14 protein-coding genes, 1 tRNA gene and 2 pseudogenes are annotated in these 16,594 nt (G+C 64.1%); 7 read left to right on the top strand and 10 right to left on the bottom strand.

All coding sequences use genetic code 11. The features are described 5' to 3' along the window. Positions 1 to 13 precede the first annotated feature (13 nt). From FUT88_RS05560 to FUT88_RS27135, 4 genes and pseudogenes are all read right to left on the bottom strand, one after another. Positions 14 to 2,011: a DNA topoisomerase IV subunit B gene (locus FUT88_RS05560; protein WP_147214155.1), complete on the bottom strand. Its 1,998-nt coding sequence runs from the start codon at positions 2,009 to 2,011 to the stop codon at positions 14 to 16. A 172-nt stretch (positions 2,012 to 2,183) separates the two neighbouring features. Continuing rightward, positions 2,184 to 2,489 carry a hypothetical protein gene (locus FUT88_RS27145; RefSeq protein WP_410003868.1) on the bottom strand — a complete coding sequence of 102 codons (306 nt, stop codon included), beginning with the start codon at positions 2,487 to 2,489 and terminating at the stop codon, positions 2,184 to 2,186. Between the two features lie 258 nt (positions 2,490 to 2,747). Further along, positions 2,748 to 3,059 (bottom strand): annotated as a pseudogene (locus FUT88_RS27140) (ATP-binding cassette domain-containing protein); the annotation flags it as partial. A 201-nt stretch (positions 3,060 to 3,260) separates the two neighbouring features. Then, positions 3,261 to 4,094: pseudogene (locus FUT88_RS27135) on the bottom strand (ABC-F family ATP-binding cassette domain-containing protein); the annotation flags it as partial. Positions 4,095 to 4,267: 173 nt separating this feature from the next. Here FUT88_RS27135 and FUT88_RS05550 point away from each other — a divergent pair. Together FUT88_RS05550 and FUT88_RS05545 are read left to right on the top strand one after the other, a co-directional pair. Further along, positions 4,268 to 4,474, top strand: coding sequence for a hypothetical protein (locus FUT88_RS05550; protein WP_147214153.1), 207 nt, complete (start codon positions 4,268 to 4,270; stop codon positions 4,472 to 4,474). A gap of 472 nt (positions 4,475 to 4,946) precedes the next feature. Then, entirely contained in the window at positions 4,947 to 5,858 is a 912-nt protein-coding gene (locus FUT88_RS05545; protein ID WP_147214152.1) for an amino acid ABC transporter substrate-binding protein, read from the top strand. Positions 5,859 to 5,918: 60 nt separating this feature from the next. Here FUT88_RS05545 and FUT88_RS05540 read toward each other — a convergent pair whose 3' ends face one another. Together FUT88_RS05540 and FUT88_RS05535 are read right to left on the bottom strand one after the other, a co-directional pair. Next, positions 5,919 to 6,893, bottom strand: coding sequence for a Kdo hydroxylase family protein (locus FUT88_RS05540; RefSeq protein ID WP_147214151.1), 975 nt, complete (start codon positions 6,891 to 6,893; stop codon positions 5,919 to 5,921). A gap of 132 nt (positions 6,894 to 7,025) precedes the next feature. Further along, positions 7,026 to 7,241: a hypothetical protein gene (locus FUT88_RS05535; protein ID WP_147214150.1), complete on the bottom strand. Its 216-nt coding sequence runs from the start codon at positions 7,239 to 7,241 to the stop codon at positions 7,026 to 7,028. Between the two features lie 310 nt (positions 7,242 to 7,551). Here FUT88_RS05535 and FUT88_RS05530 point away from each other — a divergent pair. After that, positions 7,552 to 7,626: transfer RNA gene (locus FUT88_RS05530), tRNA-Arg, on the top strand. Between the two features lie 113 nt (positions 7,627 to 7,739). Here the strand turns inward: FUT88_RS05530 and FUT88_RS05525 are convergent. Next, a complete protein-coding gene (locus FUT88_RS05525) occupies positions 7,740 to 7,928 on the bottom strand; it encodes a hypothetical protein (RefSeq protein WP_147214240.1) in 189 nt (62 codons plus the stop codon). A gap of 496 nt (positions 7,929 to 8,424) precedes the next feature. On the opposite strand from FUT88_RS05525, the gene FUT88_RS05520 reads away from it, so the two are divergent. After that, entirely contained in the window at positions 8,425 to 10,290 is a 1,866-nt protein-coding gene (locus FUT88_RS05520; RefSeq protein ID WP_147214149.1) for a DEAD/DEAH box helicase, read from the top strand. Between the two features lie 121 nt (positions 10,291 to 10,411). Here the strand turns inward: FUT88_RS05520 and FUT88_RS05515 are convergent, their stop codons facing one another. Both FUT88_RS05515 and egtD read right to left on the bottom strand, forming a co-directional pair. Then, on the bottom strand, positions 10,412 to 11,710 hold the full coding sequence (locus FUT88_RS05515; RefSeq protein ID WP_027677838.1) for an ergothioneine biosynthesis protein EgtB: 1,299 nt from the start codon (positions 11,708 to 11,710) through the stop codon (positions 10,412 to 10,414). A 67-nt stretch (positions 11,711 to 11,777) separates the two neighbouring features. After that, positions 11,778 to 12,824 (bottom strand): L-histidine N(alpha)-methyltransferase, encoded by a 1,047-nt coding sequence (gene egtD / locus FUT88_RS05510; RefSeq protein ID WP_147214148.1) that lies wholly within the window; start codon positions 12,822 to 12,824, stop codon positions 11,778 to 11,780. Between the two features lie 516 nt (positions 12,825 to 13,340). On the opposite strand from egtD, the gene FUT88_RS05505 reads away from it, so the two are divergent. Continuing rightward, on the top strand, positions 13,341 to 14,033 hold the full coding sequence (locus tag FUT88_RS05505; RefSeq protein ID WP_147214147.1) for a TerC family protein: 693 nt from the start codon (positions 13,341 to 13,343) through the stop codon (positions 14,031 to 14,033). On the opposite strand, the gene FUT88_RS05500 is transcribed toward FUT88_RS05505, so the two are convergent. After that, positions 14,030 to 15,031, bottom strand: a complete 1,002-nt coding sequence (locus FUT88_RS05500; RefSeq protein ID WP_147214146.1) for a threonine dehydratase — start codon at positions 15,029 to 15,031, stop codon at positions 14,030 to 14,032. The two genes, FUT88_RS05505 and FUT88_RS05500, sit on opposite strands and share 4 nt — an antisense overlap. A 216-nt stretch (positions 15,032 to 15,247) precedes the next feature. Here FUT88_RS05500 and FUT88_RS05495 point away from each other — a divergent pair, with 216 nt between their 5' ends. Then, positions 15,248 to 16,042 (top strand): thymidylate synthase, encoded by a 795-nt coding sequence (locus FUT88_RS05495; protein WP_147214145.1) that lies wholly within the window; start codon positions 15,248 to 15,250, stop codon positions 16,040 to 16,042. A gap of 4 nt (positions 16,043 to 16,046) precedes the next feature. Next, positions 16,047 to 16,550: a dihydrofolate reductase gene (locus FUT88_RS05490; RefSeq protein ID WP_147214144.1), complete on the top strand. Its 504-nt coding sequence runs from the start codon at positions 16,047 to 16,049 to the stop codon at positions 16,548 to 16,550. Positions 16,551 to 16,594 lie beyond the last annotated feature (44 nt).

Here is a 16,594-nt window from a genome sequence, read left to right as displayed (position 1 = left end):
TGTCGGTTTGCGGTCAGATATCGGCTTCGACTTCGTTGCCGCGCGCTTCCAGCCACGTGCGGCGCGCACCGGCTTCGCCCTTGCCCATCAGCATGTTCATCATGTTGATGGTCTGGTCTTGGCCGAGTTCGCCCAGCGCCACGGGCAGCAGGCGGCGCGTGTCGGGGTTCATGGTGGTTTCCCAGAGCTGCTCGGCGCTCATTTCGCCCAGGCCCTTGAAGCGGGAGATCTGCCAGGCGCCTTCCTTCACGCCGTCCTTGCGCAGCTTGTCTTCAATGGCTTCCAGCTCGCCGTCGTCCAGCGCGTAGAGCTTCTGCGCGGGTTTCTTGCCGCGCGCCGGGGCATCGACACGATACAGCGGCGGACGGGCCACGCATACGTGCCCCCTATCGATCAATTGCGGGAAGTGCTTGAAGAACAACGTGAGCAGCAGCACCTGGATGTGCGCGCCGTCCACGTCAGCATCGGACAGGATGCAGATCTTGCCGTAGCGCAGGCCCGACAGGTCGACCGTATCGTTCGGACCGTGCGGGTCCACGCCGATGGCGACTGCAATGTCGTGCACTTCGTTGTTGGCGAACAGGCGGTCACGCTCGGTCTCCCAGGTGTTCAGCACCTTGCCGCGCAACGGCAGGATGGCCTGGAATTCCTTGTCGCGGCCCATCTTGGCCGAGCCGCCGGCCGAGTCGCCTTCCACCAGGAAGAGTTCGTTGCGGGTGACGTCGTCGGATTCGCAGTCGGTCAGCTTGCCGGGCAGCACGGCAACGCCGGAGCCCTTTTTCTTCTCGACCTTCTGCGCGGCACGTGTGCGCGCCTGCGCCTGCTTGATGACGAGTTCGGCCAGCTTCTTGCCGTGATCGACGTGCTGGTTCAGCCACAGCTCCAGCGCCGGGCGGCTGAAGGTGGATACCAGCCGCACCGCGTCACGGCTGTTCAGGCGTTCCTTGATCTGCCCCTGGAATTGCGGGTCGAGCACCTTGGCCGACAGCACGAACGAAGCGCGCGCAAACACATCTTCTGGCATCAGCTTGACGCCCTTGGGCAGCAGCGCGTGCATCTCGACAAAGCTCTTCACGGCCTGGAACAGGCCTTCGCGCAAGCCGGATTCGTGCGTGCCGCCAGCGGGCGTCGGGATCAGGTTGACGTACGACTCGCGCACCGGCGAGCCCTCTTCCGTCCAGGCCACCACCCACGACGCGCCTTCACCGAAGGCAAAGCCTTCTTCGCCCGGCTTGTCGGGATCGGCAAAGTGCTCGCCTTCAAACAGGGGGATCACCGGCTCGCGAGTTGGCCCCTGAGCGCTGCCCTGCGCAAGCGATTCGACCAGATAGCCGCGCAGGCCCTGGTCGTATTGCCACTCGAGCGTTTCGCCGGTTTTTTCCAGCGTGAGCGTGACCTTCACGCCCGGCAGCAGCACGGCCTTGCTGCGCAGCAAGCGCTGCAGTTCGGCCTGCGGGATGTTGTCGGAATCGAAATACTTGGCGTCGGGCCATGCGCGCACGCGTGTGCCGCTCTTCTTCTCGCCGCGTTCGGCCTTGCGGGTGGCGAGCGGTTCGATCACGTCGCCGCCGGAGAACGCGAGCGTCGACACATTGCCGTCACGCCAGACCGTCACTTCCAGCCGCGTCGACAGCGCGTTCGTGACCGACACGCCCACGCCGTGCAAGCCGCCGGAGAACGCGTAGGCGCCACCGCGGCCCTTGTCGAACTTGCCGCCGGCATGCAGGCGCGTGTAGACGATCTCGACCACCGGCACGCCCTCTTCGGGGTGGATGCCGACAGGAATGCCGCGCGCATCGTCTTCGACACTTACGCTGCCGTCCTTGTGCAGCGTCACGGCGATGAGCTTGCCGTAGCCGCCCAACGCCTCGTCAGCGGAGTTGTCGATGACTTCCTGCACGATGTGCAGGGGATTGTCGGTGCGCGTGTACATGCCCGGCCGTTGCTTGACCGGTTCCAGGCCCTTGAGGACCTTGATCGACGATTCGCTGTATTGGGAGGTTTTGCTCATGGAAGGCGGAAAAACTGACCGGGCTTGGGTCTGTCGCCAAGCACCGGGAATGCAGCGCGCATTGTAAAGGAAGCTGTCCTGAACAATGCGGAGGGATCGTCAGCGTCGGGATGCGCGCGAAAACTCACATTCGCCCGACATCCCGCTGACATATTGCGTCGTTACTGCAGCGTCACACCGTGCCGGCGCGCTTGGCTTCGAGGGCTTCCCAGCGCTCCAGCGCCTCCAGCAGCTCCAGTTCGATAGCTTCGTGGCGCTCGGCCAGCTTTTGCGCGCGCTCCGGGTCTCGGCCGTAGATCGTGCCGTCCTCCAGTTCGCCGCCGACCTGCTTCTGTTCCGCCTCCAGCGCCTCGATGGTGGCGGGCAACGCGTCCAGTTCGCGCTGCTCCTTGTAGCTGAGCTTGACAGTGGCGCGCTCGCGCGGCTTGGCGGCTTCGGGCTTCTTCTCCTCGGCGACGGGCTTGGCGGCTTGCGCCATCTGCGCCGCCCGTGCCGATTGCGTCTGCCAGTCCGAGAACCCGCCCACGTATTCGCGCCAACGGCCCTCGCCTTCGGCCGCAATCACCGAAGTCACGACGTTGTCGACGAACGCGCGATCGTGCGAAACCAGGAAAACGGTACCGCTGTATTCCTGCAGCAGTTCTTCCAGCAGTTCCAGCGTGTCGATGTCCAGATCGTTGGTCGGCTCGTCGAGCACCAGCACGTTGGCCGGACGCGCAAACAGGCGTGCCAGCAGCAGCCGGTTGCGCTCACCGCCCGAGAGCGACGCCACCGGCGAGCGCGCGCGCTCGGGCGGGAAGAGGAAATCGCCCAGATAGCTCATCACGTGCTTGCGCTGGCCGTTGACTTCGATCCAGTCGCTGCCCGGGCTGATGGTGTCGGCAAGCGAGCGGTTCAGGTCCAGTTGCGCGCGCATCTGGTCGAAGTACGCGACCTGCAGGTTGGTGCCGTTGCGCACCGTGCCCGAATCCGGCGCCAGTTCGCCCAGGATCAACTTCAGCAGCGTGGTCTTGCCGACGCCGTTGGCGCCGAGAATGCCGACCTTGTCGCCGCGCATGATGGTGGCGGTGAAGTTGTCAACGACGGTCTTGTCGCCATAGCGCTTGGTCACGTCGATCAGCTCGGCGACGATCTTGCCGGAGCGGTCGCCCTGCGAAACCTCCAGCTTCACGTTGCCCTGCACTTCGCGGCGCGCCTGGCGCTCCACACGCATCTGTTCCAGCCGCGCCACACGGCCGACACTGCGTGTGCGGCGCGCTTCCACACCCTTGCGGATCCACACTTCTTCCTGCGCGAGCAGTTTGTCGAAGCGGGCGTTTTCCAGCGCTTCGGCTTCCAGTTCCTGCGCCTTGCGCGTCTGATACGCCGTGAAGTTGCCGGGGTACGAGCGCAGCTTGCCGCGATCGAGCTCGATGATGCGCGTGGCCACGCGGTCCAGAAACGCCCGGTCGTGCGTGATGAACAACACGCTGCCGCGGAAAGCCAACAGCAAGTCTTCGAGCCAGCGGATGGAGTCGTAGTCGAGGTGGTTGGTCGGTTCGTCCAGCAGCAGGATGTCGGGTGCACCCACCAGCGCCTGTGCAAGCGCCACGCGTTTGGTCAAGCCGCCCGAGAGCGAACCGATGCGCGCACCCGGTTGCAAACCAAGCTGCGCAATGGTGGTTTCCACGCGGGTGTGCAATTGCCAAGCATCAGCGGCGTCGAGTTGGGCTTGCAGGGCGTGCAACTTATGCATCGCCTCATCATCTTGTGCGTCGCCCATGGAGGCGATCAGCACCTCGTATTCAGCCAGCAGGCCAGCGACATGCGGCACGCCCATCGCCACGGCTTGGGCCACGGTCTGTTCCGGGTCGAATTCGGGCTCTTGCGGCACGTACGCCGAGGTCACGCCGCTCTGGCGGGCGATCAGGCCGTCATCCGGCGAGGTCATCCCCGCCACGATCTTGAGCAGCGACGACTTGCCGGTGCCATTGCGGCCGATCAGGCCAACGCGCTCGCCGGCCTCCAGCGAGAAATCGGTGTGGTCGAGCAGCGCCACGTGGCCGAACGCCAGTTGTGCATCGGTAATGGAAAACAGGGCCATGCTGGAGTGAAAAGGGTGCTGGCCGTGTACGGCCGGAAGGCGCGTATTGTAGTCGCCCCGCGCGTCGCCCATCGGCGGCATTGCGCTTGCAGATGCCGGTGCTATAACGCTTGTGCCGCCGGACTCGCTTTTTCCGGCCGCGCCATCCATACCGTTACAAAGGGGGAATGACGATGCGCGGACTCTTCGGGCTGTTGATCATCTTGATCGTGGCAGGCATTCCGGTGCGGCAGATTTTGCTGCGGACTGGCTTTTCACCGTGGTGGACGCTGCTTGTGCTGGTGCCGCTGGTGAACCTGGTGGCGCTGTGGGTTTTCGCGTTCTCGAACTGGCCGCGGCAGTCGTCCCAGCCGGGCAATGTGCTGCCGAATCAGAACTGAGCGAGCTCGAACGCCAAAGCGGCAAAGAAAACGGCCCGCTTTCGGCGGGCCGGAAGAGTCTCTCCTCGATGCCTTGCGAACAAGACATGGCCGGAGCATAACGCCCCTGGTCCGTCTCGGGCAGTCGGGACAAACCCGGTAGGGAAAAACGCCTAACGCTAGGCCCGGTGCGGCTTCGCACCGCAGCAACGCATGCCGCGTCAAGCGTGCACCTCAGGGGGTGTCCCTTGCACCGGCCGCACAGCTGAGACAGTGCGTGGCGCACACCGCGTGTGCGCCACGCACCACTGCAACGCACCCGCCACAGGCCAACTTTTAGAGGGCGAAATCCACTCTTGCAGCCTGCTTACAACACCCGAAAAGCGCAGGCCTGCAGGCTGCGACGCCGCGCCGTATCATGCGGCAGGCCCTCCGGTCACGAGCCGGGCATAACGATAACGTGGGCCACCGATTCTTTCCGGGGGATACAACCATGCAGTTCTTCACGCGCACGCTGCCGGCTGCAGCGCTGCTCTTCGCTTCGCTGTCCAGTCTCGTACCAGGCACCGCCCTGGCATCCTCCACGCCGGTGCTCGACCGCATCCGCGATACCGGCACAGTCCGCGTCGCCTATCGCGAAAGCTCCGTGCCCTTCTCGTTCTACGACGCCGATAAAAAGCCCGTCGGCTACGCCGTCGACCTGTGCCTGCGCGTGGTCGACAAGCTGCGCACCGACCTCAAGCGGCCCGACCTGAAAGTGCAATACGTGATGGTCACGCCCTCCACGCGGATGCCGGCCATCATGGAAGGCAAAGCCGACCTCGAATGCGGCTCGACTACAAACAACCGCGAACGCCGCGAGAAGGTGGCGTTCACGATCCCGCACTACATCGCGGGCATCCGCATGATCGTCAAGAGTTCGTCGGGCATTCGCCGGTGGGATGATCTGCGCGACAAGACCGTCGTCACCACCAAGGGCACCACGAGCGTGGCGGAACTGCGCAAGATGAACGACGTGCGCGTGCTCAACATGAAGTTTCTCGAAGCCAAGGACCACGCTGAATCCTTCGCGATGGTCGAAGCGGGCAAGGCCGACGCCTTTGCAATGGACGACGTGCTGCTCTATGGCTTCCGCGCCAACACGAAGACCCCGAGCGATTACGCCGTCGTCGGCGACATGCTGACGGTCGAGCCTTACGCGATCATGCTGAGCAAGGACGACGCCGAGTTCAAGCGGCTGGTCGATCGCGCGATGACGAACATCATTCTCGACTACGACGCCGAGAAGCTCTACAAGAAGTGGTTCCAGCAACCGATTCCGCCGCACAGCGCAAAGCTGGATATCCCGATGAGCTTTTTGCTGCGCGACTCGTTCAAATATCCGAGCGACAAAGTCGCTGATTAAAGAGAACTGCGCGGAGCATCAGCGCCGCCGTCATGCACGGCGGCGTTTTTGTTTGTGCGGTCAGCGCTGGGCCGGCAGCATCGGCCTATTCAGGATGCGCGACAGGACAGCTTCGGGGGAATGGGTCCGATCGGCAACGGCCGCTGGGTCGAGATAAAACGTCTGCTCCATCATCGCGCGGCCGCGCATCGCCGCATGCAGCGCTTGATCGCTGAAAACGACCCACGTCGCACCCGGCGCGAATTCGAACGTCTGCTGCGGTGCCGTGCGTTGATAGACCAGATCCGCTTTCGCGAGGTCATGCAGCTGCAGCATGCGGTGATCGTATTCGGAGCGCAGGCGCTTGGTGATATGCAGCTTGTGCATCAGCCACGATTGTCCCGGCAGCAGCCCTCGCGTTTTCGGCACAAACCGCTCGGCGAAGTCGGCAAACGGCTCGCCGATGCGCCAGACGCGCGGGGCATCCGGATCGACGTTGTGGAACACACGCAAGAGCCGCTGGCCATGCAGCGGGTTCGACGGAAATGCATCGACGTGCAGGCGCGTATCGTCCTTACGCCAGCTGACCGGGCGCCCCGCAATCTCAGCCGGCCGCAACGATGTCCCGGCTCGCTTCAAGTGCGGGCCATAGTCGGGAAACAACGCCAGCACCAAGTGCTCCGCTGCATCGGCGTAACGCTCGATCAGGGTAGCGAGATCGCGTAGGTCTGCAGGCTGCCCGACGGCGCCGCGCACGCGCGTCTCGGTGGCCCGCAGGTTGATGTTCTTCGTCTTGCCGTCGGACCACCGCGCGTCGAGAAAACGCTGCTCTCGGGCATCAAGTGGAAAGTCGAGGCCGGGAAAATGCAGCACATTGCCGCGTTCCAGCGCGGAACGCATGGCAGCGGCTTCATCAGAAGTGACCGCAGGCGTCCAGTCGCGTACCGGACACGGCACAACCATGTCAATGGCGCGCGGCTCACCGAGGGATCGCTTTCCGGAGTAATGGTTGTGCGCCGGGGGCGTGGCAGGCGCAAGCCCTTGCATACTTCCCATGAACTTATCAATCGCTTACGTAAATATTTGCGAATGATAGTGCGCTGATCACCTCAGTGCATCGTCAGGAAACACAACACATCATGTCTTACGAGATGTGCACGAAGGCGCTCGCTAGCGCGGGAAGCGGAGTCAGAGAAAGTGTTTGACGACCTGCTCTTCCAGGCCGACAAAACGCACGAGCTGGCGCGAGCCGTCAGGAAACTGCTTGATGACGTGGCCGTCCGGCGTATCGGTGTGACGGAAATAGATCGGTCGATCGATCGTGCCAGCTCGATGCTTCGGAAGCAGGCTTTCCAGCGACGGCTCCACCGTCCACGGATCGTCCCGTTCTTCGGATGTCAGCATGTTGGTCGCCTAGGGGTTCTGAAAAGGGGTGATGAAGCATAACTTCCGTGAACAATCGTGGAAAGTTCGTAATACTTAAATCTGATTCTTTGACCGATCGTTCGTTCGCTTTAGCGTTTGCTTCGTCATAACTGCGTCTGAACTGTAGGCGGCGCCCCACAGAACCGGCGCCGTCATCACCGTTTCATGTGAGGCCTGTAACTGCTGGCCGAGGTGCGTTCCAGCCCCGTGGTTCACTGGTCTTGGCTGTACAAATTGCGTAGAATCGCGGCTCGCTCGGGCGGCCGTTCACGTCACCCGGGGTCGGTCTCTCGCCGTAGCACAATGGATAGTGCACGCGCCTCCTAAGCGTGAGATACAGGTTCGATTCCTGTCGGCGAGACCAACAGACGCGACAAAGCCAGGCAAGCACGCCTGGCTTTTGTTTTCTTGCTCGCACAAAACGATGAGGCCCGCCACATGCGGGCGGGCCTATGGCTGCGGATGGCGCCGGGCCATCTAGGTCAGCACCGGCAGCGCTTCGAGCACAAGCAGGCCAATCAGCACCCCGATAATCGTGAGCAGCACGCGGATCCCTACTCGCGCACCTCGGATCACCATTGGTGCAGATGCCAGGCCGATCACGCCCGCAACGCAAACGGCGAGCAACAGGTACAGGTTGGAGAAGGCCATCGGGAATTCCATCATCCGCCCCTTTCCGGCCGCGAGGGTGGCCGGTCTTTCGAGTATAGGCAGCAGGATCGATCCGACAAGCGGCGGCGCTGGCACACGTGGCTCCAGCGGAATTTTTGCGCAGTGCGAAAATTCGTGCTATAGTTCGTGGCTTGGCTGCTTACTGCCGTATTTTTCGGTCCGCGGTTGGCCGATGTGCTGGTTCCGACCGGCGTTCATCGCCCAGATCCCCGCCCGTTGCATGCATGCGCAGCCGATTGCCATTGTGCTTGGCATCGTCTCCGATCTCCCGCGTGGATTCACATCACGCCGAAGGGACCGCCGCCCCACCTCGCTGACCTGTTCAGCTTGAGGCCGGCCCACTCCCCCGCCTTGTCCGTTCTGCAGCCCGTCTGTCGAACCGGCCTTATCCGATTGGCGCCGACGCCCGTGATTAACCGGTCGCCGTATCCCATTTCCGTCGTCTGCATCCGTTGATGTAGCGGCGCGGCAGCCTTACTACCTATTCGACATGACGCAGCCTCAAGACGGCAGCGGCGCTATTGCGCACGCTGAAACCATCAATACCAATACTGAAACCCTCATCGCCGAAGCCGCGACCCGTGCCAGCGCCTTTGCAGCACTGGGCCTGGACGACCGCATCGTCCGCGCGCTGGGCGAAGTGAACTACACCACCCCCACGCCGGTACAAGCCCAGGCAATTCCGGCCTGCCTGTCGGGCCGCGATCTGCTGGTCACAAGCCAGACCGGTTCGGGCAAGACCGCCGCGTTCATCCTGCCGGCCATCCAGCGCATCAGCGAGCAGCCTGAGCCGCAGCGTCCGCGCATGGACGGCCCGCCGCAACGCATGAAGGGTCGCCGGCCTCGCCCGGCGCCGGCCAAGCCGTCGCTGCTGGTGCTCACGCCCACGCGTGAACTGGCCCTCCAGGTGACCACCGCCACCGCACAATACGGCCGCCATCTGCGTCGCATCGTCTGCGCGAGCATCCTGGGCGGCATGCCGTACCCGAAGCAGCTCGATATGCTGGCACGCATGCCGGACATCATCATCGCTACGCCGGGCCGCCTGCTCGACCACATCGACTCGGGCCGCATCGACCTGTCGGCTCTGGACATGCTCGTCTTTGACGAAGCCGACCGCATGCTGGACATGGGCTTCTCGGATGACATCGAAGCCATCGTCGGCGCCACGCCGGCCACGCGTCAGATGCTGATGTTCTCGGCAACGATGGACCGCCGCATCGAGCAACTGGCCGAGCGCATGATGCGCGAGCCGCAGCGTATCGAAATCGCCGCCGCGAAGATCGACCAAAGCAACATCGAAGAGCGCCTGCACTTCACCGACGACATGTCGCACAAGCAGCAATTGCTGGATCACCTGCTGCGCGATGCGTCGCTCAAGCAAGCCATCGTCTTCACGGCGACCAAGCGTGATGCCGACTCGCTGGCCGAGCGCCTGACCGAGCACGGTTTCTCCGCCGGTGCCTTGCACGGCGACATGCACCAAGGCGCGCGTAACCGCACGCTGACGGCACTGCGCCGCGGCCAGTTGCGCGTGCTGGTGGCCACCGACGTGGCCGCCCGCGGCATCGACGTGCCGGACATCACGCACGTGGTCAACTTCGACCTGCCCAAGCAAGCCGAAGACTACGTGCACCGCATCGGCCGTACGGGCCGTGCCGGCCGCAGCGGTATCGCGATCAACCTGGTGAACCACAACGACACGTTCCAATGGCGCCGCATCGAGCGCTTCGTTGATCGCCGCATCGACGCCTCCGTGGTGGAAGGCCTGGAGCCGAAGCGCTCGCCCAAGCCGCGTACCGGCGGCCCGCGTGCCGGTGGCGACCGTGGCGGCTACCGTGGAAACGGTGGCAATGGCGGCGGTTATCGCGGCCAGCGCGAAGGCTACGGCGCACGCCAGGGTGGCAATGGCGGCAACAGCGAAGGCCGCTTCCAACGCAGCTTCGGCGGCGACCGCGACGGCTTTGCTCCGCGTCGCGACGATCGCAACGGTCACGGCGGCGGCTACCAAGGTGGCCAACGTGAATGGAACCGCGACGACCGCGCTCCGCGTCAGTCGTACGGCCAAGGCCAGCAAAACCGTGGCGATTGGCAACAGCGCCCCGCCCGTACGCAAGACGGCAGCCGTGGCTACGGCAACAGCACCGGCGGCAACGCTGGCGGTTATGGCAATCGTGACGGCAACCGCGAAAGCTACGGCAACCGCGAAGGCGCCCCGCGTCGCTTCGGCGACAACAACGGCGGCAGCCGCTTCGGCGACGGTGGCAACGGCGCGCAGCGTCGCAGCTACGGCAACCGCGACGGCAACCGCGACAGCTACGGCAGCAAGGGCCGTTCGCGCGACTTCGATCGTTGATCGATGAAGGGCTACCCCACCGGGATAGCCTCCGCAGACCGCCAACAAAAAACCCCACGTCTAACAGCGTGGGGTTTTTGTTTGGGCATTCGACTTGCCTCTCCTGTCCAACAAGCTTTCGTCAAAGCGCACAGGTTCGGAAGCCAACAAAGACGTCATCGCGCTCCGGCAGCAAGAAGCCCCGGAAACGCGGATGACGCGCGCGCTGCGGCGTATGAGCGGCAGCACCGCGCACCGTCTGCATCGTTTGGAAGTGCGGCGCCGACAGGCTCGCCACACGGCCGCGCGGCATGCCCGGCACGAAATCCGGATACGGCTCGAACGGCGATGACGTCCACTCCCAGACCTGCCCCCAATGGAAACCGGCGCGCCCCTGCACCGCCGCCATCTCCCATTCGTCTTCCGTCGGTAAGCGACGGCCCGCCCAGCGGCACCACGCCTGCGCTTCGTACAGGCTCACATGGCGCACGGCTTCATCCCGGTTGATCGTGCGCGCCTGACCGTAGCGCAGTGCCTGCCAGGTGCGCGTGGCGGGATCCCGCTGCCAGCCTTGGGGCGCCGAACGCTCCTGCATCATCAGCCACTCCATGCCGGCGGGCGACCACCACTGCGGATGGTCGTAACCACGGTCTTCGATGAACTCCAGATATTGGCCATTCGTGACGGGCTGCGCATCGATTTCGAACGCGGGCACATAAGTGCGATACGGCGGACATTCGTTGTCGAAGAAGAATCCGTCGGCGTCGGGCCAGCCCATCTGGAAGCGACCACCCGGCAACGATAATGTCTGCGCAGCCGGCACGGCCACGGCGGCCAGCGGCGGTTGCCCGGCGGGTTGCAGGCCCAGCACCTGCAGCAGGCCGTGCAGATGCTCGGCGCGCAGGTCTTCGTGAAAAACCGCCCAGCGAAACGGCTCCAGCGCCGCATCGTCGTCAGTGCCGAGCGTGGCGAGCTTACGTAGCACGCGGTCGAGCACGTCATGCGCGTACTGCTTGATTGCCGAGATGCCCGGCAGCGTCAGTTCCCAGCAGGCCTCCGGCGGCATGCGGTCCATGTCGAAGAACGTATCGGCACCGTCGAGCGCGGCCGGCAGCGTGGCTTGCCAACGCGCCAGGTCCCACTCGGTGCCGGCGCCGTCTTCGATGGTGTCGCTGCCGTTGCGACGCGGCTCGCGCAGGCACCAGAACTCGGCAAACCAGGCGAGCTGGCCCAGCGTCCACAGCGGCGGGGCGTGATGCTCCACGCGTTCGATCTGCCAGCCGCGCTGCGTGTCGCCAAACGCGGACAACAAGGCCAGCGTGCGATTGCGCGCGTCGACCAGGCTGTGCGCGATGCCCTGGCGCGGCAAGCGCCGGCCGTCGGTCCAGTCGGGAAGCGATCCGATGAAGGTCGGATCGGGGAGCATGAAGAATTCAGCCATCGCGGCACACCTCGGGCGGGAATCGATCCATTATCGCACCGGCCCGCATGGTGTTCTGCCGCCGGGCCTAGCGGCCTACGCTCGCGTGGCAGACGGCAAAGTCGCCGCTGACATCGGTCCAGGCATGCAGGTCTTCGAAGCCGGCGTCGGCAAACATCGCTTGCAGGCTCGGCAGGTCGTATTTGACGGAGTTCTCGGTGTGCATGCGTTCACCCGCCGCGAAGGCGCGCGCGTGCTTGCCCCACCGCACCGTGACGTCACGACGCGCTTCCAGATGCATCTCAACGCGGTGCGCCTCTGCGCGGTACAGCGCGACATGGCGCCAATCCCGCACGTCGAAATTCGCACCCAGGAGGCGATTCAGGTTGCGCAGCACGTTCAGGTTGAAGGCTGCCGTCACCCCGAGCGGATCGTCGTAAGCGGCTTCGAGCCGTTGCGCGTCTTTGATGAGGTCGATGCCGATCAGCACGCTGTCGCCGGGTGCCGAAGCTTCGTGCAGGCGCGACAGAAATGCCCCCGCCTCGTCCGGCGTGAAGTTGCCCAGGCTCGAACCGGGGTAAAACCACACGCGGCGTCCATCGCCGACGGCATCGGGCAGCACCAGCGGCGCACACAGATCGGCGCCAATGCCGACCATCGGCAATTGCGGATGCTGACGCGCAAGCCCACGCAGCGTATCGCGGAGGAAATCTGCCGAGATATCGATCGCCACATACCGCGACGGTGCCAGCGTGCGGAACAGGCGCGCGGCCTTTTCGCAGTTGCCGGCGCCCAGGTCGATCAACGTGGCACCGCGCCCCACACGCAGGGCGATCTCGGCCGCATGCAAGCTGAAAATGGCAGCTTCGGTGCGCGTCGGGTAGTACTCGGGCAGATCGGTAATCGCTTCGAACAGACGCGAACCGAGGGCGTCGTAGAAGAACTTCGGGCTGATGCTCGCTGCCGATGCGAGTAAGCCGGCTTCGGCCTCGGCACGCAGTGCGGCGTCGTCTTCCGTAAAGAGCTGGTAGAAGGTCAAGCCTGCGCCGACGGCGTCGACCGTGGGCTGCGGCTGGATCAGTCGAGCCAGCGCGCGGCGGGCATAGGCATCGGCGGACGGCTTGGTGGCCTGCATGGTGTCTCCCGTTGTGGGTGGAACGGCGCGGTGCTGCATGGTCATGAGGGCTGTCGACAGCGAGAAATGTGCCACGGCGCCTATGCCATCACCGCAGGCCCGTGGCGCGCGGATGAAATTGCAGCGTAGACGCCGCTTTGTGACAGCGCCACCGTTCTTTCGCCGGAGGCGGCCACAACGCACCATCTCGCCGTTCGTAAAAATCACCCACGCCGCTGAAAAAACCGCGCATACCGCGCCCGCATGCCACGTTGCGTTTTTTGCAGCGCACAATCGGCCTGCTGCGATATAATGCGGACTTCCTCAAAGGGGAGTAGCTCGGGGGTTCTTCAGCCCCAGGCACGATCGTCATGACGAAGCGCACGCTTCCGGTCGTGCCGGCACCGGCAGGTTCCCAACCTGTTCGTGTCGAGCAAGACCTTTGCAACCGGATTTCATGGTCTGCAAAGCGTCTCGCCCCAGCACTCCATGCAGTTCGGTCAACCGGTTTTCATTGTTGTTTGACCTGGAGCCACCATGGAATGGTTGTCTGACATTTTCACCATGCAGTTTGCTGCCGCGCTGGCATCGATCATCGTGATCGACCTCGTGCTTGCGGGCGATAACGCCATCCTCATCGCGCTGGCGGCGCGCAACCTGCCGCCCGAGCTGCAGAAGAAAGCCATCTTGTGGGGCGCTGCGGGCGCCATCGTTGTGCGTGCACTGATGACGCTGGCGGTGGTGTGGCTGCTGAAGATTCCTGGCCTGATGCTCGTCGGCGGTCTGGCGCTGGTGTGGATTGCATGGAAGCTTCTGGCTGACGACGGCCAGGGCGGCGACGAACACGGCGCGGGCAGCACCACGCTGATGGGCGCCATGAAGACCATCATCATCGCCGATGCGGTGATGGGCATCGACAACGTGCTTGCCATTGCCGGCGCATCGCACGGCAGTTTCCTTCTGGTGGTGCTGGGTCTGCTGATCAGCGTGCCCGTCGTGGTATGGGGTAGCGGCGTGGTACTGCGTCTGATCGAACGCTTCCCGATCATCATCTATGGCGGCGCGGCAGTGCTGGCTTATACGGCCGCGCACATGATCGTTGCCGAACCGGTCCTCAAGGCGTTCTTTGCTGCGCAGCCGCCGCTGAAGTGGGCCGTGTATGTGGTGGTGTTCCTGGTCGTGCTGGGCGGCGGTTGGCTGGTGCAACGTCGCCGCCAGCAACCCGCCTAAGCCAGGATCGGCTGACCGGCGAGGACTCGCGCCAGCTTGGCGCGATCGATGTTGCCGCCCGTCAGCGGGAGGCCGACGCGCTGGCCGGCAATCTGCCCGCGCTGCTGCCATGCCCCAGCCAGGGCCGCGGCGGCAGCGCCCTCGGCCACGTTGTGCGTGGTGGAGAAATACAGGCGAATGGCCTCCGCCACTTCATCGTCCGTCACCGCAATGACTTCTTCGACACCGGCGCGGACCACCTCAAGCGCGTTCGCATCGGGGGTACGGCACGCCAGCCCGTCGGCCAGCAGCGTCGACACTGGCGCCGACACCGCCGTACCGCTTTTGAACGACTGCTCGTAGCATCGCGCATGTGCCGACACCACACCGACAATGCGTGTCGACAGCCCCAACGCATCGCGCGCCCGCACCGCGGCACAGATCCCGGAGCCCATGCCGATGGGCACATAGACCACATCCAGCGGCGTGGCCTCGAAGAACTCCAGCCAGTAGCTTGCTACGCCGACGACCAAGTCCGGGTGATACGAAGGGACAAAGTGCAAACCGCGTTCAGCGGCGAGTTGATCGGCCGCCTCGCGGCTGGCCTGGAAATCATCGCCCGCTTCGATCAGCTCTGCGCCGAGTGCGCGCATGGCGGCGTTCTTCTCCACGCTATTGCCATGCGGCACAACGATGGTGACAGCGACACTGTTGCGACGGGCCGCCCATGCAATCGACTGACCATGATTGCCACGCGTGGCGGCAATCACACCGCGCACCTGTGGCTCGCGTTGGCGCAGAGCATGCAGATAGGTCAGCCCGCCCCGAAGCTTGAACGCACCCACTTCGGTGTGGTTCTCATGCTTCACCCACACCGCTGCGCCCATGGCTTGGGAGAGCAACGGCCAGCAGTATTGCGCGGTCGGCGGAATCACCGCATGGACGATGCTGGCCGCTGCGCGCAGATGGCGCAGCTCATTGGCACAGTCCAGCGACGCGGAGGTAGCAATGGTCGACATGATCTTTCTCCGTCAGACAGTTGAAACGATGGCGCCATCCTGCCAGCCCCGCCGCCCCTTGCACCATCGACAATCCTGCACTTTCCCGGCCCAGCCGTTCTGGTCATCTGAACGGGCCAGTTTGCGGACACTACCGGTACAGTCGACGCCGGGCCGCTCACGTTACAATGCGGCTCACCCGATTTCCGACGCCCCGCCTCTTCGCCCTGCGCTCGCATGAAGCCTTATCTCGACCTGATGCGCCATGTCTACGAACATGGCACCGACAAAGCCGACCGCACCGGCACCGGCACGCGCTCCGTGTTCGGCTACCAGATGCGCTTCAACCTGCAGGACGGCTTTCCGCTGGTGACCACCAAGAAGGTGCACATCAAGTCCATCGTCTATGAACTGCTGTGGTTCCTCCAGGGTTCGACCAACGTGCGCTGGCTGCAAGACAACGGCGTGACCATCTGGGACGAATGGGCCGACGCCGATGGCGAGCTGGGCCCCGTCTACGGCTCGCAATGGCGCTCGTGGCCGACGCCCAACGGCGAACACATCGACCAGATCGCCGAGCTGATCGCCCAGATCAAGCGCAACCCCGATTCGCGCCGGCTGATCGTCTCGGCCTGGAACGTGGCGGACATCCCGCGCATGAAGCTGCCCCCTTGCCACGCGTTCTTCCAGTTCTACGTGGCCGACGGCAAGCTGTCATGCCAGCTCTACCAGCGCAGCGCCGACATCTTCCTCGGCGTGCCGTTCAACATTGCGAGCTACGCGCTGCTGGTGCACATGGTTGCGCAGCAGACCGGCCTCGATGTGGGCGATTTCGTCTGGACCGGCGGCGACTGCCACCTCTACAACAACCACTTTGAACAGGTGGAGACGCAACTCGCGCGCGAACCGCTGCCGCTGCCGAAACTGATCATCAAGCGCAAGCCCGAGAGCATCTTCGATTATCAGTACGAAGACTTTGAGATCGTCGGCTACCAGAGCCATCCCGCGATCAAAGCACCGGTGGCCGTGTAAACGTATGACCATCCTGACGCTCATCGTCGCGCGCGCCCGCAATGGCGTGATCGGCCGCGACAACACCCTGCCCTGGCGCCTGCCGGAAGATCTCGCGCACTTCAAGCGCACGACCATGGGCGCGCCCATCGTGATGGGCCGCAAGACGTACGATTCGATCGGCCGTCCGCTGCCGGGCCGGCGCAACATTGTCGTCACGCGCAATGCCAAGCTTGAGTTGCCGGGCTGCGAGATCGCGTATTCGATGGAAGACGCGCAGCGTCTGTGTGTGGGCGCTGAGCAAATTTTCCTGATCGGTGGCGCCCAACTGTATGCGGATGCCCTCCCGAGCGCGGACCGCCTGATCGTCACGGAGATCGACGCCGATTTCGAGGGCGACGCGCACTTCCCCGCGCCCGACCCGAAGCTTTGGCACGAGGTGGCGCGCGAGACGCACCACGCGGCAGCGCCCAACGATTTCGACTACGCGTTCGTTACGTACGAACGCCCGCCATCGAACGAGCAGTAACCGGCGGCAGGCAATAAAAAAACGCGCTCAATTTCGAGCGCGTT

The organism is Ralstonia sp. TCR112 (assembly GCF_007997035.1).
GTDB lineage: Bacteria > Pseudomonadota > Gammaproteobacteria > Burkholderiales > Burkholderiaceae > Ralstonia > Ralstonia edaphi.
Note: the sequence above shows the minus strand (reverse complement) of the source record. Positions and strands in the feature narration are given on the sequence as shown.